This window comes from Faecalibacterium sp. 7, from assembly GCF_049562865.1.
In the GTDB taxonomy this organism is placed as follows: domain Bacteria; phylum Bacillota; class Clostridia; order Oscillospirales; family Ruminococcaceae; genus Faecalibacterium; species Faecalibacterium wellingii.
On the sequence record NZ_CP186911.1, the window covers coordinates 2,429,223 to 2,449,603 of the forward strand.

Consider the following 20,381-nt stretch of genomic DNA (forward strand, 5'->3'; position numbering starts at 1 on the left):
TCAATCATCGGAAAGGCAAATTGCACGCTATGTTAAAAAAAGATTTTTGGTATGATTTACCCAAAGAGCTCATTGCACAGGAGCCGGCTGACCCCAGAGATTCTGCACGGCTGATGGTGCTGAGCCAGAAAGACGACAGCATCCAGCACAAGATCTTCCACGATCTGCCGGAATTTTTAGAGCCGGGCGACCTGCTGGTGGTAAACAATTCCAAGGTTCTGCCTGCCCGCATCGTGGGCGTCAAGCAGCCCACCGGTGCTGTGTGTGAGCTGCTTTTGCTGCGTCAGGTCAAAGGTGACCAGTGGGAATGTCTGGCAAAGCCCGGCAAGCGGATGCAGCCCGGCACCAAAGTGAGCTTTGGCGATGGCTCCCTGACTGCTGTGGTGGATGAGACCATGGAAGATGGCAACAAGTACGTTACATTTTATTACGATACTGAGACGCTTTATGAAAAGCTGGACGAATTTGGCAAAATGCCTCTGCCGCCCTACATCACAAAGCAGCTGGAGGATCAGAGCCAGTATCAGACTGTTTACGCAAAGGAGCTTGGCAGTGCTGCAGCCCCTACGGCCGGCCTTCATTTCACGCCGGAGCTGATGGATACCATCCGTGCCAAGGGCGTGAACATTGCTGAAGTGACCCTGCATGTGGGTCTGGGCACCTTCCGCCCTGTGCAGGAGGATGAGATCTCGGATCACAAAATGCACAGCGAATGGTACTGCATCGATGAAAAGACCGCGCAGATGATTCGTGACACCAAAGCCGCCGGTCATCGTGTGATCGCTGTGGGCACCACCAGCTGCCGCACGCTGGAAGCTGTTGCCGCAAAGTACGGCGAGATCCGCGCCTGCAGCGGCAACACCTCCATTTTCCTGTACCCGGGCGTGAAGTTCAACTGCATCGATGGCCTTATCACGAACTTCCATCTGCCGGAAAGCACCCTTATCATGCTGGTATCGGCCTTGTACGGCTACGAAAAGACCATGGCTGCCTATAAAGTAGCTGTGGAGGAACACTATCGCTTCTTTAGTTTTGGCGATGCGATGCTGATCCTCTGATCCTTTTCCCGGCATTCTGTTGTTGATGAGCCTGATCCCGGGCTTTTTCATGAAGATTGCACGGCTGTTTTCCGTGCACAGAAAGGAATAAAAACTATGCCTTCTTTGACGACCTACAAGCTGCTCAAGCAGGAACATGACGCCCGGCGGGGCGAGTTCAAAACCGTGCATGGCACGGTGCAGACGCCCGCTTTTCAGAACGTGGCTACTGCCGGTGCTATCAAGGGCGGCCTTTCGGCCCATGACCTTAAGGAGATCGGTGCGCAGGTGATGTTGTGCAATACCTATCATCTTCACCTTCGTCCCGGCGACAAGGTGGTGGCAGACATGGGCGGTCTGCACAAGTTCACCCGCTGGAACGGCCCCATCCTGACGGACAGTGGTGGATTTCAGGTGTTCAGTCTGGCCAAGCTGCGCAAGATCACCGAAGAGGGGGTGACCTTCGCCTCCCATCTGGACGGCCACCGCATCTTTATGGGCCCGGAAGAGAGTATGCAGATCCAGGCAAACCTTGGCTCTACCATCGCCATGGCCTTTGATGAATGCGTGGAAAACCCCGCCCAGCACGATTACTCCAAAGCCAGCTGTGAACGCACGACCCGCTGGCTGAAGCGCTGCAAGGATGAGATGGCCCGCCTGAAGCATGAGGGCATCTCCGTAAATCCCGATCAGCTTCTGTTCGGCATCAATCAGGGCTGCACCTTTGCGGATCTGCGTGTAGAGCACATGAAGCAGATCGCAGACCTCGATCTGGACGGTTACGCCATCGGCGGTCTGGCTGTGGGCGAGCCCACCGAGGTGATGTATGAAATGATCAGTCAGGTGGAGCCCCACATGCCCAAGGATAAGATCCGCTACCTGATGGGCGTGGGCACGCCGGGCAATATCATTGAGGCAGTTTCCCGCGGCGTGGATCTGTTTGACTGCGTGATGCCCAGCCGTAATGCACGCCACGGCCACTTGAACACCTGGGGCGGTATCATCAACATCAAGAATGCAAAGTATGAGCGCGATGAACGCCCCATCGATCCTGCTTGTGGTTGCCCGGTCTGCCGTAGCTATTCCCGCGCTTATATCCGTCACCTGTTCAAAGCAGAAGAGATCCTGGGAATGCGCCTTGCTGTCATGCACAACCTGTGGTTCTATAACCATCTGATGGAGCGCATCCGCGATGAACTGGATGCCGGTACCTTTACAGCCTTCCACGACAACTATGTAAAGCTTTTGGATACCCGAATTTGAGAATAGCCCTTGCAACCTGTCGTTTAAAAAGGTATAATAATTTTATCTGAATTTTGAGAGGAGATTTTGCCCCATGCAATTTCTGACTACTACGTCCGAAGGCTACATCAGCCTGTTCTTCACGCTGGCTCTGATGCTGGTCCTGCTGTACTTCATGATCTATCGTCCCCAGAAGAAGCAGGAGAAGAAGGACGCTGCAATGCGCAGCAGTCTGGAGATCGGCGATCAGGTCACGACCATCGGCGGCGTCATTGGCCGTGTGGTTGCGATCAAGGACGATACCTTTGTTCTTGAGACCGGTGCCGACCGTGTGAAGATCCGCTTTACCAAGACTGCAATTTCTGCAGTTGAAAAGCTGAACATGGACAAGGCTGACAAGAAGTAAGCTTTTTCTTCAAACAATTAAGAGCATATCAAACGCGTCTTCCTGCATAGATTACTGGCAGGGAGGCGCGTTTTTATGTCTGAGAAAAAGTTTTCCCCGGCGGAACTCCGGTTTCTCTTTCTGGCAGGCGGGACTGCCTTTGTAGTAACGGCGGTATGTCTGGCGGCAATGGCCGCATGGATGGTCGCTCAAAAATGTCCGGGTACAGCCGCCGAACCTCTTGCCGCAGCTGCCGTTGGTGTCGGAAGCTTCTGCGGCGGCTGGGTAGCAGCATTCTGTAAAAAAGAGCGCGGGCTGATTTGCGGGCTTGTGCAGGGCGTGTTTTATGCCGCACTGCTCTGTGTGCTCAGTATCCCATCCGGAGCTATCACCGAAAGTGGTGCACAGATGCGCTTTGCAATCGTGATCTTGTGCGGCAGCATCGGAGGCTTTCTTGGTATGAAGAGCCGTGAGAGCAAGCGCCGCAGCTGACAGGAGAAAGTTCACAGGAGGTTTTGTAATGTGGGTCTATCAGCAGACTGCAGCCGATCAAGAATTTACAGGGCATCCATGCCCGGAGGTCAGCATGACTCCGGCCCTTGGGTCAGCCGAACCCTTGCGGCCGGAATTGCCGGATGAAGGATCACCGTCTCAAACGCGTTCGTCTATACAAAAATCTGCATCCCGGCAGATATCCGGGCAGAAAAATTGCTGGCTGCTCGTCTGTGCATTTTTACTTGGCAGCATGGCTGCCGGAGTGATTGAGGCAATGTGCGCAGCACAGCCTTTGGATTGGACAGCCCACTATTTTCAGGCATGGAGCAAGCTGTTTGCTGTCGCAGGTCCACAGGCGACGATCGATCTTTTCGGTATACAGTATCTTACATTGGTTTTTGCGGCAACGGTCCTTCTGCTGCTGGGGTTTTCTGCACTGGGGCCGGTTCTGATCTTCCTGTTTGCCATGTTCTACGGGCTGGGAAGCGGAATGCTGACCGTCCAGCTGTTTGAACTGCAACGAAACGCAGGGAGATTGCTCGTTGCGCTGCTGCCTGCTGCTGCGGCAGCCGATGGGCTATGTATCTTTGGAGCGGATGCTCTGCGGGTAAGCGGGCAGATACGCGCCTGTTCTTTTTTCACTCCGGATTTTTGTTCGGGGCACGAGAGAATCCGGCTCAATACGCTGATGCGCGCCTATCTGCTCACTGTCGTTTTGTTCCTGCCTCTATGCGGGGTCTCCACTGCGCTTGCCGCTATCAGCAGTCGGCTTTGATCAGGGAGCATCTGAAGATGCTTTTCTTGCGGGTTTGCATGTTGTATGCTACAATAGAGAAAACTAAAACCGATACAATGAAAACAGGAGCTTTTGATGAAAATAAAGACAGTCTATGTGTGCTCCAACTGCGGGGAGACAAGCCCCCGCTGGATGGGCCGCTGCCCCAGCTGCGGCAGCTGGAACACCATGAATGAAGACGTTGTGGCCGAAGCCCCCAAACCCGGCACCGCCGCAGCCAAGCAGGCAGCAGCGGCGCGGCCCGAGGGCGTGACCAGCCTGACAGCCAAGCGCCTTTCTGAGATCAGCACCACAGAAGAAAAGAGCCGCATCCTGACGGGCATTTCCGAGCTGGACCGCGTGCTGGGCGGCGGCATTGTGCTGGGCGGCGTGGTGCTGCTGAGCGGTGAGCCCGGCGTAGGCAAGTCCACCATGCTGTTGCAGCTGTGCGGTGCTATTTCCAACCGGCACAGCGTGCTGTATATCACCGGCGAGGAATCGGTGCGGCAGGTCAAGCTGCGTGCGGCCCGTTTGAAGGTGCCGCAGGACAACATTTTTCTGGCAGCTGAAAACGACGTGGATGAAATCTGCGGCCTGATCGAAAAGGAAAAGCCGGATCTGGTAGTCATCGATTCTATCCAGACGATGCGCTGCATGGATATTTCGTCCTCTTCCGGCACCGTAAGTCAGGTAAAGGAGAGCGCTGCACGCTTACTGGCCGTTGCCAAAAAGCAGGAGATCCCCATGTTTATCGTGGGCCATGTGAACAAGGACGGTGCCATTGCAGGACCCAAGGTCATGGAGCACATTGTGGATACGGTGCTCTATTTTGAGGGCGATAAAATGCTGCCGTACCGCATCCTGCGTGCGGCCAAAAACCGCTACGGCTCCACCAATGAACTTGGCATGTTTGATATGACAGGGCAGGGCCTTGCAGAAATTGAAAATCCTTCGCAGATGCTCTTGGAGGGGCGGCCCTTGGGCGTTTCCGGCAACTGTGTGGCCTGTACCATGGAAGGCAGTCGGCCCATCCTGAGCGAGATTCAGGCTCTCGCCACCAAAACAAATTTTCCGGCACCGCGCCGTGCCTGCAGCGGCTACGATTACAACCGCATGAATCTGCTGATCGCTGTGCTGGAAAAGCGTGCAGGCTACTTCTTTGGCAATCTGGATGTCTATATCAATATCGTGGGCGGCATTGCACTGCGGGATACAGCCTGTGATCTTTCGGTCTGCCTGAGCATGGTCTCATCGCTGCTGGACAGGCCTGTCAGCGATAAGCTGATCGCCATTGGCGAGGTCGGCCTTGGCGGTGAAGTACGCAGCGTTCCCAATTTGGAACAGCGCCTGCACGAGGCAGAACGTATTGGCTTTGAACGCGCGGTGATCCCGAAGCACAGCCTGAATCATCTGAACCCGGCAGATTACCCGGGAATGCAGCTGGTCGGTGCAGCCTATATCGCGGATGCCATCAACGCGCTGAAATCGGACCGTTTATAAATATAAGAGGAAACTATGTCGATCTATCTGGATGAAAAAAATCCTGGCAAGCATAAGCCATTCGATGATGCTTCACAGGATATCGTAGAATATGTCCGCTATCTGGAAGTGATCGCGGGCAAAAGCGCCAATACGGCATTCAGTTATTACTGTGACCTGCGCGGCTTCAGCCGTTTCATGAAGCGTCGCCGCGGCCTTGTTCCGGATGACAGTGAAATGAAGGACATCGACCCGAAAGGTCTGGATACCGCATTCTGGGCAACGGTCACAAAAGAAGATATTTATGAATATTTGTATTTTTTGAGCCGTGAATGCGGCAACAAAAAATCTTCGACCGCCCGGCGGCTGGCCAGTCTGCACGGCTTTTATGATTATCTGGTCAATCAGGTCAACCGGCTGGATGCGGACCCCACAGCCGCCATCCATCCACCCAAGCAGGATAAAGTTCTGCCCAAATACCTGACAGCGGAACAGTCCATTGAACTTTTGGAAAGCACGCAGACACAAAGCGATTTTCCAGAACGAGATTACTGCATGGTCGTGCTGTTCCTGAACTGTGGGATGCGTCTGGCCGAGTTGGTAGGAATGAATCTTGACGATATCGATTTGGAAAACCGCCAGATCCGGCTGTTCGGCAAAGGCCATAAGGAGCGCATGGTCTATCTGAATGACGCATGCATTGAGGCACTGCAGCTCTATTTAAGCAAGCGCAACACGATGGAGGGCCTTTTGCCGCAGGAAAAAGCCGTATTCATCACCCGGCGGCGCAAGGAACGCATCTCAAACCGCAGGGTAGAGCAGCTTGTTACCGGTGCCATGAAGGCTGCCGGACTGAAGGGCTTTTCAACCCATAAGCTGCGACACACTGCAGCCACTCTGATGTATCAGACTGGGAATGTGGACATTCTGACTTTAAAGCAGCTGCTGGGTCACAGCAGCGTTTCTACCACCCAAATTTACACGCATTTGCAAGAATTTCAGGTGCGTGCCGCTATTGAGGAAAACCCTCTGGGTAAACTCAAAAAGCCAAAATCCGAGCCCAAAGTCTTGGATACAACAGAACAGGAAACAGGGGAGAGCAGCGAGAAAACAATGCCGGAGCAAGAGCCTGTGCCGATGGAAGCGTTTGACGGCGCAGCCAAGGATGGCATTGGTCTGGACGCTGCTGCGCTTGCCATGGCGCAGAATGCTGACATTGAAAACCGGAACGACTGATTTTTACTTATAAGCAAGAAACACCTCATTATATAAAATGAATCTGCACCGTCTGTGACAGGTCTAGGACTCGGATCTGTCATAGACGTTTTTATAGGTTATCATGGAATCATAGGCCGGAATCCAGCCAACGAATTAAAATAGCACGAACGAATGGTCATGCACAGAAAAATAAAATGATCAGAATGGTTCTAACACGGATACCATAATGAATGTAAAAGATGCGTGCCTGAAAAAGAACACTGTACGCAGAAAGCGAATGCATGTGCGTCCGGTAAAACCCGTTATAGAAAATGATTCGGAAAAAGAATTACAACAGCAAAACGCAAATGAAATGCATCAAACGATGAAAAACTGCAAAAAGCCGATAAAACAGCACTGCAGTCAGCGAAAGGTCCACAGACTGCCGAAAAAGCCGAATCTGAGAAAAGAGGCTTTTTTCGCTTCCCTGTATTTCACATAACGTGCATTATACGAAATAAATGTAATCAAAAAAGCAGATCTCCTCTCTCTTCCACCTTCGAGTTCAGAGACCCGTTTGTGAGTGCATCGTCTGGAACAGGATCGTTCTGCCGGTACATCTCTTTTTGTTCAATTCAGGGAAAGTCCGGCCAGCTGTTCAGACTGCGGCTGTGTGCCAAAGTATTCACAGATCGCCTCATAATAAATGCGTGCCGCTTTTTTACAGCCTTCTTCGCTGCCGAACCGTGCTGCATCGGCTTCATTTGTTACAAAGCACTGTTCTGCCAATACAGCCGGACAGTTCACGTCTTCTAACAATGTAAAGCTGCGTTCTTCCCGTATTTCGGTATGGGTGCTCTCCACCAGTTGTTTCTGATCGTTTTCCAGATAATAGATGTACCGGACTCCCCCGTGCCCGCGCAATGCTGCGCCTGAGGCCTGCATCCCTTCCGCAAGCAGCTGTGCAAAATAAAAGCTTTCCTGATGCCAGGTGCGGCCCGGTACGGACGGATAGCATTCAAAGCCGGATGCCGTGGAGCCATTTGCAGCAGAGTTGCCATGGATAGAGAGCAGCAGCTGCGGCGACTGCTCCGAAGCCCGGGCCGCACGCTGTGCAGGCGTTGCGGTCTCATCGAAGCTGTTACGGGTCTGCAGCGGGATATAATTTGCATCCTGCTGTAACAATCGGATCAGTTCTGCTGCTGTGGCAGCCGTCATATTTTTTTCTTCAACGACTCCCCTTGCGCCCGGGTCTGCACCACCATGCCCGGCATCGATCACCACCCGGTATGGCGGGTCGCCTACCTGTGGCCGAAACACTTCACCGGCAATGCTTTCAGCGGGGTGAGCCGTCTGCAGCGTCCGTGCTGCGTACCAAAGTGAACAGCAAAACCAGATAGCCGCCCCGCAAAAAATCAGGATGATGACGTTTTTGATTTTGTGAGAAGTTTGTTTGTGTCTTTTTGCATGTGCGGCTTTGGAATATCGTTTTGCCATGTTGGCCTACTTCCTTCTAATATCAGTATTCCTTATAGAATACGATCTTGCGCAGCAAATTCCTGCAGATCAAGAGAAAAAAGCTATCCAGATCATACTCCGGATAGCTTTTTGTTATTTCAGTTCTACCACGGTCACGCCGCTTTCACCTTCGCCGTAGCGTCCCAGACGAAAACTTTTGACCATGCGGTTTCCGCGCAGATGCTTATGAATGGCTGTGCGCAACGCACCGGTTCCATTGCCGTGGATCAGGTAGACCACCGTCTGCCCGTTCAGAATCGCACGGTCAATAAAGGAATCCACCTCCGGCAACGCTTCGTCCACGGTCAGACCGAGCAGATTGCATTCCATTTTAGCAGAACGCTGCACGCGCTCTACCCTGCCGTTTGGACGGTTGGCATCACCGGTCAGACGGGAGTAGCGCTGCTGCGCCTTGGTCTGCGGTTTCTTTTCCTTGACCAGTTTTTCCGGCTGCTTCAATCCCTTGAGCGGGACCTTGGTCTTGATGATACCGGCACGCACCAGCACATCACCGTTTTTATCCGGCAGAGCCAGCACGGTGGCCAGCTGGTTCAGCTCTGCAATGCAGACCTCCTGCCCTACTTTGACCTCTTTCAGCGGCACAAACTCCTTGACGGGATTGTGCACCACTTCTGTGCCGATGAAGAGTTTTTCGGATTCTTTCTTTGCAATCTCACGTGCGCGCCGTGCCTTCTGCTGGGTGCTCATGCGTTCATCTTTCTGCAGCTGGCGCAGCTCATCGGTCAGAGCGTAGGCCTGACTTTCCACCTGCTGAGCCAGTGCGCGGGCCTTGGCACGGGCGGCTTCCAGCTCATTTTCGCCTTGCTGGATCAGCTCATCGCGTTTTTTCTGGGCGGCTTCCAGCTGATGAGAGGCCTCATTTTTCAGCTCTTCCACCTCGTTCTGGCTTTCCTTCAGCTGTAATTTCAAATCGTCCAGCTGCCCCAGAACAGCATCCAGCCGCTTATCCTCTGCGGACAGATGCTGCTGCGCCGCTTCAATGACACGCTCCGGGATGCCAAGTTTTTCACTGATGAGGAATGCATTGGATTTGCCCGGTACGCCGACACTCAGTTTGTAGGTGGGGCGCAGTGTTTCCAGATCGAACTCACAGCTGGCATTGACCACGCCTTTTGTTTCCAGTGCAAACACCTTGAGCTCTGCGTAATGGGTGGTGGCCATCAGCAAAACGCCGCGGCGGCGCAGTTCCTCAATAATGGCAACAGCCAATGCAGCGCCCTCAGCGGGGTCGGTGCCGGCACCCAACTCGTCCAGCAGCACCAGCGTATGCGGCATGGCAAGCTCCAGGATTCCGGTGATCTTTTTCATGTGGCCGGAGAAGGTGGAAAGGCTCTGCTCAATGCTCTGCTCGTCGCCGATGTCTACCAGAAATTCGTCAAATACGCAGATCTCGCTGCGCTCATCAGCCGGGATCAAAAAGCCGCACTGCGCCATAGCGCACAGCAGACCGGCGGTTTTCAAAGTGACGGTCTTACCGCCGGTGTTCGGGCCGGTGATAATAAGCGAATCGTATTCCCTGCCCAATGCAATATCTACCGGCACGCACTTTTTAGGATCGATCAGCGGATGCCGCGCACGGATCAGAGAGAAAGAATTGTCTGTACGCACAGCAGGCTTAAAGGCCTTGAGATCCAGCGCCAGACGCGCTTTTGCCAGCAGAATGTCAATTTCCAGCATGGCCTTATAGCTGTACTGGAACTGCGGTTCGATGGCGGCCACTTGTGCAGTGAACGCCACCAATATGCGTTCGATCTCCTGGGCTTCCTGTGCGCGATACTGCAAAATGCGGGCATTTGCTTCCACAACGGCCTGCGGCTCCACAAAAACAGTGGCTCCGGTGGAGGATACGTCGTGGATAATGCCGCTCACTTCGCCGCGATATTCGCTCTTGACCGGCACAACATATCGGCCGTTGCGCATGGATACCACACTCTCCTGCAGATATTTGGAGGTGTCCATGTTGCGCACCATGCTTTCCAAGCGGTCTCGGATGCTGTTTTCGGTGGCGCGGATCTTCTTGCGCAGGTCATTCAGCGTATGGGAAGCCGTGTCTGCCATGGCATCCGGTGCCAGAATGGCGCTGGAGATCTGCTGTTCCAGACTTGGCTGCGGTGCCAGTGCATAGAACAGATCATCTGTCGGCAGAGCATCGTGCTCTGATGCTCCATACCAGCTTGAAAGATTCTGAAAATTGCGCAGCGCACCGGCTACCATCAGCAGCTCACCCATTGAGAGCACACCGCCCTTGACCGCGCGTGCCGCCAGCTGGCTGACATTTTCTACACCGCCAAAACGAGGCGAGCCATTCTTGATCAGCAGGGTATTGATCGCGTCGGTCTGCTCCAGCGCATAGCGCACTTCGTCCGGGTCGCACTGCGGCTGAAGGGCAAGCAGCATCTCATGTGCTTCCTTGCACACACAGCCTTCTGCTGCACGGGCGATGATCTTATCCAGTTCCAGTGTTTTTAAGTAACTTGTTTCCATAGGGTTTCCTTTATGCTCAGGGCAGCAGCGATTTTAAAAAGTCATAGCTTTTCAAGGGCTTATCCAGATGGACCAGAGCATACCGCTCTGCCACCGCAGCAAGCTTTTCCAGACTGCCCACAGATATTTTAAATGCAAATATTTTTTTGTCGTCTACAAGACAGATATGCCGCAATGCATACAAAGCGCCCTGATCCAGATTGCAGGTCTTACCCTGCTTTGCGGCACAATCCGCACAAAGCAGATGCCCCTCCTGCACATCCAGATAAAAGGCGGCTCCATCGTACACACCGCAGTCACGGCAGCATACGATCTGCGGCATAAAGCCGCATTCACTCATTGTGCGCAGCTCAAAAACGGCTTTGACCACCCGCAGATCTGTTTTGCTCTCACTGACCATATAAAAGCAGTTTAACAAAAGCCGGAGTTCCCGCTGTGCTTCCTGCCCGGTGGGCGAAAGAGTCATTGCCATTTCAGCCATATACATCGCAAGGCTCATGCCTTCAATGCTGGCCGAAATGCCGTGAAAGACGTTTTTCACTTCGGCTTCCCGCACGGTATACATGTTGCGGCCCGGCACCAGCGTAAACTCTGAATAGCAGAACAGCCCGCAGGCGCTGAACAATTTGCTTTTCAGCCGCAGGCTGCTCTGTGCAGAGGCTGAGATCACACCCAGCTCCGGCGTCAGGATCGTCAGGATCCGATCCGATTCCTTATAGCGGGTCTCCTTCAGTACCAGACCCGTGGTTACAAAGGCTTCCATTTTCCCTGTCCTCTGCTGTGGCTTCTTCCGGCTGCTTTTGCTTATAATCGAGATAGCGAAGGATATTGCCCGTGCAGGCAAACGCCTGCCAGCTTGTCTGCGCATCCATCTTACAGCACCTCTTCCCTTTTGTGGATAGTTTCAGTTTTATTCTGCTCCTTCATCCAAGGGAAATCTGTCCTGATCTGGAAAGTGTCAGCGATTGTTATTGTTCTGCTTAAAACCAAAGTTGTTCAGCAAAAACTCGTTATCCCGCCAATCTGACTTTACCTTGACCCAGCACTGCAGATTGACCCGGCAGCCAAGAAACTCCTCGCAGTCTGCACGGGCTGCACTGGCGATCTTTTTCAGCATTGCACCGCCCTTGCCAATAACCATGCCCTTGTGGCTTTCACGCTCACAGTAAATGTTCACATCAATATCGATCAGGTCTGTGTCCGGGCGCTCTTTGAAACGTTCCACCACAACGGCGATGCCGTGCGGGATCTCGTCCCGCATGAACAGAAGTGCCTTCTCACGAATGACTTCTGCCACCAGCTCTTTTTCCGGCATGTCGGTGTAGGCGTCATCATCAAAGTAATGTGGGCCCTCCACGGCATAACGGCTCAGTGCATCGAACAACACCTCGCAGCCGTTGTTATCCCGTACACTGACTGTGTAGATATCATCGAACACGCCCAGCGCTTTCAGCTCTTCCCTGCGGGCCTCCAGATCGGCAGGCTCCTTGACAAGATCCGTCTTGTTGATGACGGCAATAGCCGGGCCGCCACTGCTGCGCAGCATATCCACCAGCACCATTTCGGATTCGTTCAATGCGCCATAGGGCTCAAACAGCATCATGGAAACGTCCACATCTGCAATGGAGTCGCTGGCCGTCTTGTCCATCCGCTTACCCAGTTTGTTGCGTGCCTTGTGCACACCGGGCGTATCCAGCAGAACATACTGCAGCGGCCCGCGGGTAATGACGCCCGTGATGCGGGTACGGGTGGTTTGAGGCTTGGAGGTGACGATCGCCACCTTTTCGCCGACCAGAAGGTTGGTCAGGCTGGATTTGCCTACATTGGGACGGCCAATGACCGCTACAAAAACGGACGACGTATCATAATGCCCCTGAATAGGTGTTGCGTTACTCAAAATTTAGCTCCTGTCTGTTTTGTGCGGCAGCCGCACGGTGATAAGTGAATTACTCGGTATAGCTGACGGTGCGCGGCAGACCCAGCTGCAGCAGAACGGCCTCTTCTTTTTCCCGCATATGCATCGCTTCCAGACCGCCATTCTCGTGGTCATAGCCCAGCAGATGCAGCATGGAATGCACGGTCAGGAAAGCCACCTCACGCTGCAGCGGATGGCCGTAAAGGTTGGCCTGCTCCTGTGCACGCTCCATGCTGATGACGATATCTCCCAGCATCTTGCAGCCGTTGTTCTCGTCCACATCGTATTTGCCATCCACCCCCAGAGGGAAACTCAGCACATCAGTGGGCATGGGCTTGTTGCGGTACTGGTTGTTCAGCTCTGCAATGGCAGCGTTATCCACAAAGGTAACGCTGATCTCTGCAGGTGCTTCAAAGTGTTCATATTCCAGTACAGCATTGCAGGCACGGCGGATAAGGATACGCAGACCAGAAGGAACCTTGACGGCCTTCTGTGAATTGGTGATCAAAACTTTATTGGACATAAATCAGTCCACTCCTTTCTGCTTTTGATAATTATTTATCTCAACTCTGAGGATCTTATTTTTCAGGGTGTGCAGCTTTTTCATAGGCCTTGATGATCTCCTGCACAAGGCGATGACGCACAACGTCCTTTTCCGTGAAGTAGCACTGCGCAATGCCGTTCACATTCTTGAGCACATGTAGTGCGTCTACAAGGCCGCTGCGTGTTCGCTCCGGCAGGTCGATCTGGGTCACATCACCGGTGACCACGACCTTGGAACCCACTCCCATGCGGGTCAGAAACATTTTCATCTGCTCGGGCGTAGTGTTCTGCGCCTCGTCCAGAATAATAAAGGAATCGTCCAGCGTGCGGCCTCGCATATAGGCAAGAGGCGCCACCTCAATGATCTGTTTTTCCACAAGACGCTCATAGGTCTCGGCACCCAGCATATCAAACAGGCCGTCATACAGTGGGCGCAGATAGGGGTCTACCTTCTGCTGCAGGTCACCGGGCAGGAAGCCCAGCTTCTCGCCTGCTTCCACTGCCGGGCGGGTCAGCACAATGCGGGATACTTCCTTGGCCTTGAACGCTTTCACTGCCATGGCCACAGCCAGATAGGTCTTGCCTGTGCCCGCCGGGCCAACGCCAAAGGTGATGGCATTGCTGCGGATCGCATTCAGGTATTCTTTCTGTCCCAAAGTCTTAGGCCGGATAGGACGGCCCTTGACCGTCACCGTTACAAAGTCCTCGGTCAGTTCCTTGACCCGCTTTTCCGCACCGTCGTGAGCCAGACTGATGCAGTAACGCACCGTCTGATCCTCCAGCGGCGTATGATTTTCCATCAGAAGCAGCATCCCTTCCACGGCACGGTTCGCAGCGGCAACGTTAGCAGGCTCGCCCGAGAGCCGCAGCTGCGTGCCTCGGCAGACTGCCGTAACCGAAAATTCGTGTTCCAGCAGACGGATGTTGCGGTCACAATTGCCAAAGACCGCCGCAGCCACCTCTACGCTATCCAGTTCAATGTTCTTTTCTGCCATGTGCTCCTCCTGAAAAGACCTATTTTAATGCTTCTATTGTACCACCAAAACATCATTTAGAAAACTATGAAAATTGCACAAAATATTTTTATTGTATCCAGCGTTTTTCCATGGAGCCTCTCGCAGCACAGCCAGATGATGTGCCGGTTCTCTTTATTTGCAGCCCAAAACAGTGACCGCCGGCCGCACGGATATGCAGTCGGTGGTTCGTGTGTCGGCAAACTGCGTTCCTACGTTGTCAAGTGACATCCGGGAGAAAAAAGCAGCGAATCTTTGGGCAAAACGGCAATGGCATATTCTCTCCTGCCGTGCTACAATAGCAAGCGTTGTGTGCTTACCGCTGATCGCTGCAAAAAAGGAGAATGGACTATGGAACAACTTTTTCTGATGCCCGGACAGGAACGCTGTGAACGCTTTAAGGATGCCAATGGTGCTCCCCGTGTCCATTATTCTTACTGCTCGATGCGCGGTGCTTTCTTTGATTGTGAAAGCCGCAGTCTGGAAGAAGCGCAGCGCCTGTGCGAGGACTGGCTGGTTGGTCAGGATCGCTGTTATCGCAATTGAATTTCGGAATTTTTGATAGCGTCTGTAAACAAAGAAAAGCCTCTGCTTCCCTGCTGGTGACACCGCCGGGAAGCGGAGGTTTTTCTCTTTTCAGTTATTTCCACAGCTGGGCACAAACCAGTTCCAGCACGCTGCCCGCAATGCAGCGAGCTTTATCTGAGATCAAAAAGCAATTAGAGAGTTCCTCTTTGCGCGGGTCTACGTCTGCTACTTTGAAGCCGGACGTTACCGGGTAGCCGCTGCGCAACAGTCCGCGAAGAATGCCTGTGATCTGTGTGGTCACAGGAGTGATGGTTCCATCTGCCGTTCTGATCTGAGCGATGGTCTCTCCTTCTGCTACAATATCGCCGATCCTGCGTACATCCTCAAACACACCCGCTGCAGCGGCATGGATCACGCGCTCTTTGCCATAGCCTCCGATGATCCCCGGGATGCCGGTGTTGGCAATGGCTGAACCCTCCCAGATGATACGTCCCAGCCGATGGCCTCGTTTTGTTTCCACTACTGCATCCACGTCCTGCCCGGCAGTGAAGCCCGGGCCAAGCGCAATGGTAAGGGGTGCCATATCCCGGGCAGTGCCGAGATTTTTCTTTGCAAGGATCGCATCCACCAGAACATCCGGTCTTGCCTGTGCAATACTCTCGCCTTTCGGGTCTACCAAAACAGGAACCGCATTCTGGTTCCAGACCTCTTCTGCCTGCGCCAGCGCTTCAATGCGCACAGCACGCAGACCTTCCACGGTTGCTTCACCTTCATAGACTGCCTCACACAGCGAGACCTGCCGCCGGATCGCCGCCGGGTGCTCTGTTTCCAGTACAAGGACACGCAGACCGGCAGACCACAAGCGGTGGATCGTACCAGTGGCAAGATCGCCGCCGCCGCGCACAAGGATCAATGCATCCTGTTTCATTTAAGCTCCTCTCCTGCCTGCAGAATGGCCAACCATATTTCCATCGAACCGCCGCAGGCAGCGGCTGCAGCGTCTTCGTCTTTTCCATCTGCCGAAAAATGCATCAGCTGCTGTGCCGGAGTATTTCCCGCCAGCATTTCCTGCGCGGCCAGAATCGTGCGGTGCTCCATAATACCGCCGCCCACGCTGCCAACGACCGTGCCGTCCGCAAGGACCAGCATTTTTGCCCCCGCTTCTCTGGGAGTGGAGCCATGCCGTGCCGTGATCACAGCCAGCACAGTCCGCTGTCCCGTGTGGTCTGCCTGAGCCATTGCATCCAGAATTGCGGAAGAAAATCCCTCGGTCTGTGAGCGGGCGTTCTTGATCGAAACGACCTGTGCCAGAATAGACAGTGCGATCTCCTCTGCCGTCTGAGACCCGATGGACAGCCCAATGGGCGCATACAAGGCTTCCACCCGCTTTTCCTCAAGCCCCTTTTCCAGCAGCTGACGGCGCACCAGTGCAGAACGTCCCCGGCTGCCCATCATCCCAACATAGGCCGCAGGCTTTCGCAGGATCTGCTCAAGGCAGATCATGTCAAAAGCATGTGCGCGTGTAACGACAATAAAATAAGTTTCCGCGCTGCCGGGCACCTGCTTCAACGCCTGTTCAAACGGCAGGCAGAGCACAGTATCGGCTCCGGCATCCCGCAGCTGCTGTGCGTATTCTTCGCGGTCGTCTATCGCAAGGACCGGCAGACCCAGCAGGCTGGCAAGCCGTACCGTTGCAGCTGCCACATGACCACCGCCGCAGACGACCAGCTGAGGTACTGCACCAAAGCGCTCCACAAATACATGCTGTCCCTCGATCAGCTGTACACCCGTGGCGGTGCAGCTCTGCAATCCGGACAGATCTCTGCGCATAAAGTCAGCCGGGCCTGCCTGCCATACCGGTTTACCCGCCTGCAAAAGCAGCTGACTGCCGGAAACGCTGCCGTCCAGCAGGGTCGCCAGTGTCCAGCCGCCTGAGGACGGAACGTCCTGAAGCATCTTATAAAGCGGTGTTTTGCTCATGTGTCATTCTCCTGTTTTGCTCTTATTGTTCCACCGCTGCTGCACGGTCATACCCAGCTGCATCCAGCCTGTGCTGCCATTGCTCAAACTCTTCCGGCAGCATCCGCCATGCAAGACCGCAGCCCGCGGATATTTCGCGCGGCAGTGGGATCAGTCTGCCCGGAACGCCTGCTGCAAGGCACTGCTTCTCCCATTCCATTGCCTGCAGCGTAGTGCGGAACGAGAGCACGATATAAGTCTTTCTTACACGCATGTCATAACTCCTGCGCAAGCTCGCGTACCGCACCTGCAGCCAAAAGCACCTCTGCCTCGGTATTGAAGTGCGAAAAGCTGAACCGTACCACGCCCTGCCGGACGGTGCCAAGAGCTTTATGCATCAGCGGCGCACAATGCGCACCAGCACGTACGCAGATGCCGTAGTCCTCCCACAGGATGTCCGCAATACGGGCCGAATCCTCGTTTCCGATATTGAGTGCAACAATGGGGGCGCGCGGTGCCATTTCCGGGTCACCGTAAAGCGTTATATTCGGCAGATCACGGATGCGCTCATAAAAAAGTGCTGCCAACGCAGATTCCTGCGCACACAGCGTTTCCACGCCCTGAGCCAGGATCCACTCCACACCGGAACACAGGCCCGCCAGACCCGGAACATTGAGGGTGCCCGCTTCCAGCGCAGTGGGCATCTGTGCCGGATGACGCTCATCGAAACTGTGCACACCGCTTCCACCCACTACCAGCGGACGGACAGAAAGTCCCGGACGCACATACAGGCCGCCTGTTCCCTGCGGGCCAAGCAGTGCCTTGTGACCGGTAAAGCACAGCACGTCAATGTCCAGTGCCTGCACATCTACAGGCTGAGCCCCGGCTGTCTGAGCAGCATCCACGATCAGAAGCAAGCCGTTCCGGTGTGCAAACTCTGAGACCCGGGCAAGGTCGGTGCCATTGCCCGTCACATTGGAAGCGCACGTAACAACGACCGCCTTCGTATTAGGCTGGATCAACCCTTGCCAGCCGTCATATTGCAGGCGTCCTTTCTCGTCCACCCCGGCAAAACTGAGCTGAACCCCCTCCTGATCCCGCAAACGGTAGAGCGCCCGCAGAACGGAGTTGTGCTCACAAACTGTCGTGATGATGTGGTCTCCCGGCGCGAACAGCCCGCCCAGCGCCGTATTCAGCGCCTGAGTGGCGTTCGCTGCAAACGCGATGCAGGATGGGTCCGGTGCGTTCAAAAGCCTTGATATTGCGCACCGTGCTGCATAGACAAGGCGGCTTGCGTGCAGGGTGGGTTCGTGGGCACCTCTGCCCGGGTTGCCTGCTGTGCGCAGAGCATCCAGCATGGCTTGCTCCACCTGCGGCGGTTTGTGCAAAGTGGTAGCAGCATTATCCAGATAGATCACGGCTTCACCACATTGCCTGCCTGCGTCAGCTTTTCCACGATCACATACATGTTGGTCACGCTGCCAACAGCCAGCTTTTCCGTCAGGCCATAGAAATTCAGACAGGTCCCGCAGGTCATGATCTCCACGCCCTGTGCCTCCAGTGCCTTCAGGTCTTCCAACATAGGCGAGCCCTCACAGGTAAGGGCTGCGCCGCCATTGTAAAACAGGATCGTTTTGGGCAGCTTGTCCTGCTGAGTGAGCGCAAACACAAAGGCCTTGAGCAGGGCCCTGCCCAGCTCTTCCGAGCCTGCGCCCATTTTATCTGAGCTGACAGCCACCACTGTATCGGTGCGGAGATCCGGTGCACAGACAGGCACTTCCTCGGTCGGTGCTTCCGCAGCGTTCCCCACTGTGAACAGCACACGGTATTCCTGCTCCGCCAGCTTTTCAGCACTGTACTGATAGCCCTTCTGCTGGGCCATCTTGGTCAGGTTCTGCACGGCGATCTCGTTATCCACCAGCACTTCCACCTCACCGGCACCTTTCAGCTCAGCAATCGCTTTTTTTGCCTTTACAACAGGCAGCGGGCAGGCATCACCGCGGGCATCTACTTTCAGCATCGTTTTTTTGTCCTCCACTGATATTTTTAATATTTTACGGTAATTTCGTGTTCCGTTTTAGAAATGATCTCCCCCACGATCTTTGCAGGCAGACCGGCCACCTGCAGCTCTGCTTCCAGCGCAGATGCATCTTCCGATGCAGCAGCCAGCAGCAGGCCGCCGGAGGTCTGAGGGTCGAACAACACTTCCTCCATGGCAAAGGGCAGATCTTCAAATGTGACATAGGGCCCGGTGTGGTTGCGGTTGCGCTGCCCGGCGGCAGTGTACAGAAACTCGTCTGCCGCCTTTTCAGCCCCCGGAAGGACAGGAATCGACCGTGCATCAATGACGCAGGAAAGCTTTCCTCCCATCATTTCATGCAGATGGCCCAGAAAGCTGAATCCTGTCACATCAGTAGCAGCGTGAACAGAATAGCGGCGGCTGATCTCAGCAGCTGTTTTGTTCAGCGTCGTCATGGACGCGATGGCACCTGCCATATGTTCCGGAGCGGCTTCGCCTACGCGGTTTGCCGTGCAGAGCAGACCTACACCCAGAGCTTTTGTCAGGATCAATTTGTCGCCGGGCTGGCCGGAATCATTGGTATACATCTTTTTGGGGTTCACAAGACCGGTGACGGACAGACCATATTTTACGCCTGTATCGGCAATGGAATGACCGCCTGCCAGGCTTCCTCCTGCTTCGGCAACTTTTTCTGCACCACCGCGCAGGATCTCCCCCAGAATGTTCAGATCCATATTTTCAGGAAAGCAGACCAGATTCAGCGCAGTTTTTACCTCGCCTCCCATGGCATAGATATCACTCAAGGCATTGGCAGCAGCGATCTGCCCGAAGGTATAAGGGTCGTCCACCATTGGCGGAAAAAAGTCCACCGTCTGCACCAGCGCAATATCATCTGTTATGCGGTACACGGCGGCGTCATCCCGGCTGTCGTAGCCCACCAGCAGGTTCGGGTCTTTTTCCCCGCGCGGCAGTTTTTCCAGAATGCGGCTCAGTACACCTGCTCCCAGCTTTGCAGTGCATCCGCCGCCGGTACAGAACACGATTTTTTCTTCTTTGCTCATGCACGCTCTCCTTTTTCAAAATGCGTCAGAATGCAAGGCACGCCGTAACGCTTTTTCAGGATATCGGCGGTCTGGCAGGCCAACGCGGCCTGCTCTTCGGTGTCCACCTGATTGAGCACTGCATAAAAGCTGCGCTCCCCCACCGCTTTCTTCCCCCCGGACTCGCTGACAAGCAACTTTGCCAGCAGTGTTGGCGTCAGTACAGCATTTCCCGGGACACGCAAAATCTGCTGTGCCAGTTCTGCCCGGAAGCATCCTTTTTCCAGTGATTCCCCCAGTGCAGAAACGCCTGCAACCGCAAGCACGATATCGCACTGCGGCAAGAGCACCGGCTCATGTGCAGCCGGGGCCTTGCAGGGCATCCGTCTGGAACCATCCGCTTCGATGAGAACAATATCGGCCAGCTGCATCCAATGCTCCAGCTGTTTCTGCGGCGGAGTTGTCATTTTCCCGCCGGGAGCCGCCGTTCCGGCAACGGCATAGCTGCCGTGTTCCCACAGACGGAAAAGGTCCGCGTCCGTCCGCGCCCAGACAGCGCCGGGCGGCCGCATGATATGGGTGGTGGTGGTCACCAGCACATGCCAGTTCTTACGGACACAGTGCGCAGCCATGGCGTACATCAGTGTCGTTTTGCCGCCGCCGCCCACAAACGATACAATGTGGCCTTTTTCCGTCAGAAACGGAAAGTCATTTTCAATCGGCATACAAA

General features: G+C 54.5%; 21 protein-coding genes. 8 read left to right on the forward strand and 13 right to left on the reverse strand.

Annotated features, from left to right (window positions below; genetic code table 11):
* The first annotated feature begins 29 nt into the window (after nucleotides 1-29).
* The 7 genes from queA (at nucleotide 30) to ACKXF7_RS12110 (ending at nucleotide 6,649) form a co-directional block, all read left to right on the forward strand.
* Entirely contained in the window at nucleotides 30-1,058 is a 1,029-nt protein-coding gene (gene queA, locus ACKXF7_RS12080) for a tRNA preQ1(34) S-adenosylmethionine ribosyltransferase-isomerase QueA (protein WP_423741426.1), read from the forward strand.
* A gap of 96 nt (nucleotides 1,059-1,154) precedes the next feature.
* Nucleotides 1,155-2,300 carry a tRNA guanosine(34) transglycosylase Tgt gene (tgt, locus tag ACKXF7_RS12085; RefSeq protein WP_423741427.1) on the forward strand — a complete coding sequence of 382 codons (1,146 nt, stop codon included), beginning with the start codon at nucleotides 1,155-1,157 and terminating at the stop codon, nucleotides 2,298-2,300.
* Nucleotides 2,301-2,373: 73 nt separating this feature from the next.
* The gene (gene yajC / locus ACKXF7_RS12090) at nucleotides 2,374-2,685 is read left to right on the forward strand and encodes a preprotein translocase subunit YajC (RefSeq protein ID WP_005942086.1); all 312 of its coding nucleotides are present in this window, start codon (nucleotides 2,374-2,376) and stop codon (nucleotides 2,683-2,685) included.
* Nucleotides 2,686-2,760: 75 nt separating this feature from the next.
* Entirely contained in the window at nucleotides 2,761-3,156 is a 396-nt protein-coding gene (locus ACKXF7_RS12095) for a TIGR04086 family membrane protein (RefSeq protein WP_423741428.1), read from the forward strand.
* Nucleotides 3,157-3,184: 28 nt separating this feature from the next.
* On the forward strand, nucleotides 3,185-3,934 hold the full coding sequence (locus ACKXF7_RS12100; protein WP_423741429.1) for a hypothetical protein: 750 nt from the start codon (nucleotides 3,185-3,187) through the stop codon (nucleotides 3,932-3,934).
* Between the two features lie 96 nt (nucleotides 3,935-4,030).
* The gene (gene radA / locus ACKXF7_RS12105) at nucleotides 4,031-5,434 is read left to right on the forward strand and encodes a DNA repair protein RadA (protein ID WP_423741430.1); all 1,404 of its coding nucleotides are present in this window, start codon (nucleotides 4,031-4,033) and stop codon (nucleotides 5,432-5,434) included.
* Nucleotides 5,435-5,449: 15 nt separating this feature from the next.
* On the forward strand, nucleotides 5,450-6,649 hold the full coding sequence (locus tag ACKXF7_RS12110) for a tyrosine-type recombinase/integrase (protein WP_423741431.1): 1,200 nt from the start codon (nucleotides 5,450-5,452) through the stop codon (nucleotides 6,647-6,649).
* Between the two features lie 591 nt (nucleotides 6,650-7,240).
* Here ACKXF7_RS12110 and ACKXF7_RS12115 read toward each other — a convergent pair.
* The 6 genes from ACKXF7_RS12115 to ACKXF7_RS12140 all read right to left on the reverse strand — a co-directional run bounded on the left by ACKXF7_RS12115 (nucleotide 7,241) and on the right by ACKXF7_RS12140 (nucleotide 14,086).
* A complete protein-coding gene (locus ACKXF7_RS12115; protein WP_423741432.1) occupies nucleotides 7,241-7,930 on the reverse strand; it encodes an N-acetylmuramoyl-L-alanine amidase family protein in 690 nt (229 codons plus the stop codon).
* Nucleotides 7,931-8,221: 291 nt separating this feature from the next.
* Complete coding sequence (locus ACKXF7_RS12120) at nucleotides 8,222-10,633, reverse strand: endonuclease MutS2 (protein ID WP_423741433.1); 2,412 nt, start codon at nucleotides 10,631-10,633, stop codon at nucleotides 8,222-8,224.
* A 16-nt stretch (nucleotides 10,634-10,649) separates the two neighbouring features.
* Nucleotides 10,650-11,396, reverse strand: coding sequence for a DNA repair protein RecO (recO, locus tag ACKXF7_RS12125; protein WP_249236630.1), 747 nt, complete (start codon nucleotides 11,394-11,396; stop codon nucleotides 10,650-10,652).
* Nucleotides 11,397-11,591: 195 nt separating this feature from the next.
* Nucleotides 11,592-12,530, reverse strand: a complete 939-nt coding sequence (gene era, locus ACKXF7_RS12130; protein WP_423741434.1) for a GTPase Era — start codon at nucleotides 12,528-12,530, stop codon at nucleotides 11,592-11,594.
* A 49-nt stretch (nucleotides 12,531-12,579) separates the two neighbouring features.
* Nucleotides 12,580-13,071, reverse strand: a complete 492-nt coding sequence (gene ybeY / locus ACKXF7_RS12135; protein WP_249236628.1) for an rRNA maturation RNase YbeY — start codon at nucleotides 13,069-13,071, stop codon at nucleotides 12,580-12,582.
* Nucleotides 13,072-13,126: 55 nt separating this feature from the next.
* On the reverse strand, nucleotides 13,127-14,086 hold the full coding sequence (locus tag ACKXF7_RS12140) for a PhoH family protein (RefSeq protein WP_249236627.1): 960 nt from the start codon (nucleotides 14,084-14,086) through the stop codon (nucleotides 13,127-13,129).
* Nucleotides 14,087-14,455: 369 nt separating this feature from the next.
* Here ACKXF7_RS12140 and ACKXF7_RS12145 point away from each other — a divergent pair, with 369 nt between their 5' ends.
* Nucleotides 14,456-14,650, forward strand: coding sequence for a DUF3873 family protein (locus ACKXF7_RS12145; RefSeq protein WP_249236626.1), 195 nt, complete (start codon nucleotides 14,456-14,458; stop codon nucleotides 14,648-14,650).
* Nucleotides 14,651-14,744: 94 nt separating this feature from the next.
* Here ACKXF7_RS12145 and yqeB read toward each other — a convergent pair whose 3' ends face one another.
* From yqeB to yqeC, 7 genes are read right to left on the reverse strand one after another with little or no spacing between them, the layout of a single operon-like run.
* A complete protein-coding gene (yqeB, locus tag ACKXF7_RS12150; RefSeq protein WP_423741435.1) occupies nucleotides 14,745-15,560 on the reverse strand; it encodes a selenium-dependent molybdenum cofactor biosynthesis protein YqeB in 816 nt (271 codons plus the stop codon).
* Nucleotides 15,557-16,612: an XdhC family protein gene (locus ACKXF7_RS12155; protein WP_423741436.1), complete on the reverse strand. Its 1,056-nt coding sequence runs from the start codon at nucleotides 16,610-16,612 to the stop codon at nucleotides 15,557-15,559. The genes yqeB and ACKXF7_RS12155 overlap by 4 nt, the downstream gene beginning before the upstream one ends.
* 22 nt (nucleotides 16,613-16,634) lie before the next feature.
* Complete coding sequence (locus tag ACKXF7_RS12160; RefSeq protein WP_339394867.1) at nucleotides 16,635-16,865, reverse strand: DUF3343 domain-containing protein; 231 nt, start codon at nucleotides 16,863-16,865, stop codon at nucleotides 16,635-16,637.
* Nucleotide 16,866: 1 nt separating this feature from the next.
* The gene (locus ACKXF7_RS12165; protein WP_423741437.1) at nucleotides 16,867-18,009 is read right to left on the reverse strand and encodes an aminotransferase class V-fold PLP-dependent enzyme; all 1,143 of its coding nucleotides are present in this window, start codon (nucleotides 18,007-18,009) and stop codon (nucleotides 16,867-16,869) included.
* Entirely contained in the window at nucleotides 18,006-18,611 is a 606-nt protein-coding gene (yedF, locus tag ACKXF7_RS12170; RefSeq protein WP_423741438.1) for a sulfurtransferase-like selenium metabolism protein YedF, read from the reverse strand. Before yedF ends, ACKXF7_RS12165 begins: the two co-directional genes overlap by 4 nt.
* Before the next feature lie 26 nt (nucleotides 18,612-18,637).
* Nucleotides 18,638-19,672: a selenide, water dikinase SelD gene (gene selD / locus ACKXF7_RS12175; protein WP_423741439.1), complete on the reverse strand. Its 1,035-nt coding sequence runs from the start codon at nucleotides 19,670-19,672 to the stop codon at nucleotides 18,638-18,640.
* Nucleotides 19,669-20,376: a selenium cofactor biosynthesis protein YqeC gene (gene yqeC, locus ACKXF7_RS12180; RefSeq protein WP_423741440.1), complete on the reverse strand. Its 708-nt coding sequence runs from the start codon at nucleotides 20,374-20,376 to the stop codon at nucleotides 19,669-19,671. The genes selD and yqeC overlap by 4 nt, the downstream gene beginning before the upstream one ends.
* Nucleotides 20,377-20,381 lie beyond the last annotated feature (5 nt).

Bases quoted from the DNA above. Each gene is read 5' to 3' on its own strand.
- queA (WP_423741426.1), top strand. From the start codon at position 30: ATGTTAAAAAAAGATTTTTGGTATGATTTACCCAAAGAGCTCATTGCA.
- tgt (WP_423741427.1), top strand. From the start codon at position 1,155: ATGCCTTCTTTGACGACCTACAAGCTGCTCAAGCAGGAACATGACGCC.
- yajC (WP_005942086.1), top strand. From the start codon at position 2,374: ATGCAATTTCTGACTACTACGTCCGAAGGCTACATCAGCCTGTTCTTC.
- ACKXF7_RS12095 (WP_423741428.1), top strand. From the start codon at position 2,761: ATGTCTGAGAAAAAGTTTTCCCCGGCGGAACTCCGGTTTCTCTTTCTG.
- ACKXF7_RS12100 (WP_423741429.1), top strand. From the start codon at position 3,185: ATGTGGGTCTATCAGCAGACTGCAGCCGATCAAGAATTTACAGGGCAT.
- radA (WP_423741430.1), top strand. From the start codon at position 4,031: ATGAAAATAAAGACAGTCTATGTGTGCTCCAACTGCGGGGAGACAAGC.
- ACKXF7_RS12110 (WP_423741431.1), top strand. From the start codon at position 5,450: ATGTCGATCTATCTGGATGAAAAAAATCCTGGCAAGCATAAGCCATTC.
- ACKXF7_RS12120 (WP_423741433.1), bottom strand. From the start codon at position 10,633: ATGGAAACAAGTTACTTAAAAACACTGGAACTGGATAAGATCATCGCC.
- recO (WP_249236630.1), bottom strand. From the start codon at position 11,396: ATGGAAGCCTTTGTAACCACGGGTCTGGTACTGAAGGAGACCCGCTAT.
- ybeY (WP_249236628.1), bottom strand. From the start codon at position 13,071: ATGTCCAATAAAGTTTTGATCACCAATTCACAGAAGGCCGTCAAGGTT.
- ACKXF7_RS12140 (WP_249236627.1), bottom strand. From the start codon at position 14,086: ATGGCAGAAAAGAACATTGAACTGGATAGCGTAGAGGTGGCTGCGGCG.
- ACKXF7_RS12145 (WP_249236626.1), top strand. From the start codon at position 14,456: ATGGAACAACTTTTTCTGATGCCCGGACAGGAACGCTGTGAACGCTTT.
- yqeB (WP_423741435.1), bottom strand. From the start codon at position 15,560: ATGAAACAGGATGCATTGATCCTTGTGCGCGGCGGCGGCGATCTTGCC.
- ACKXF7_RS12155 (WP_423741436.1), bottom strand. From the start codon at position 16,612: ATGAGCAAAACACCGCTTTATAAGATGCTTCAGGACGTTCCGTCCTCA.
- ACKXF7_RS12160 (WP_339394867.1), bottom strand. From the start codon at position 16,865: ATGCGTGTAAGAAAGACTTATATCGTGCTCTCGTTCCGCACTACGCTG.
- yedF (WP_423741438.1), bottom strand. From the start codon at position 18,611: ATGCTGAAAGTAGATGCCCGCGGTGATGCCTGCCCGCTGCCTGTTGTA.
- selD (WP_423741439.1), bottom strand. From the start codon at position 19,672: ATGAGCAAAGAAGAAAAAATCGTGTTCTGTACCGGCGGCGGATGCACT.
- yqeC (WP_423741440.1), bottom strand. From the start codon at position 20,376: ATGCCGATTGAAAATGACTTTCCGTTTCTGACGGAAAAAGGCCACATT.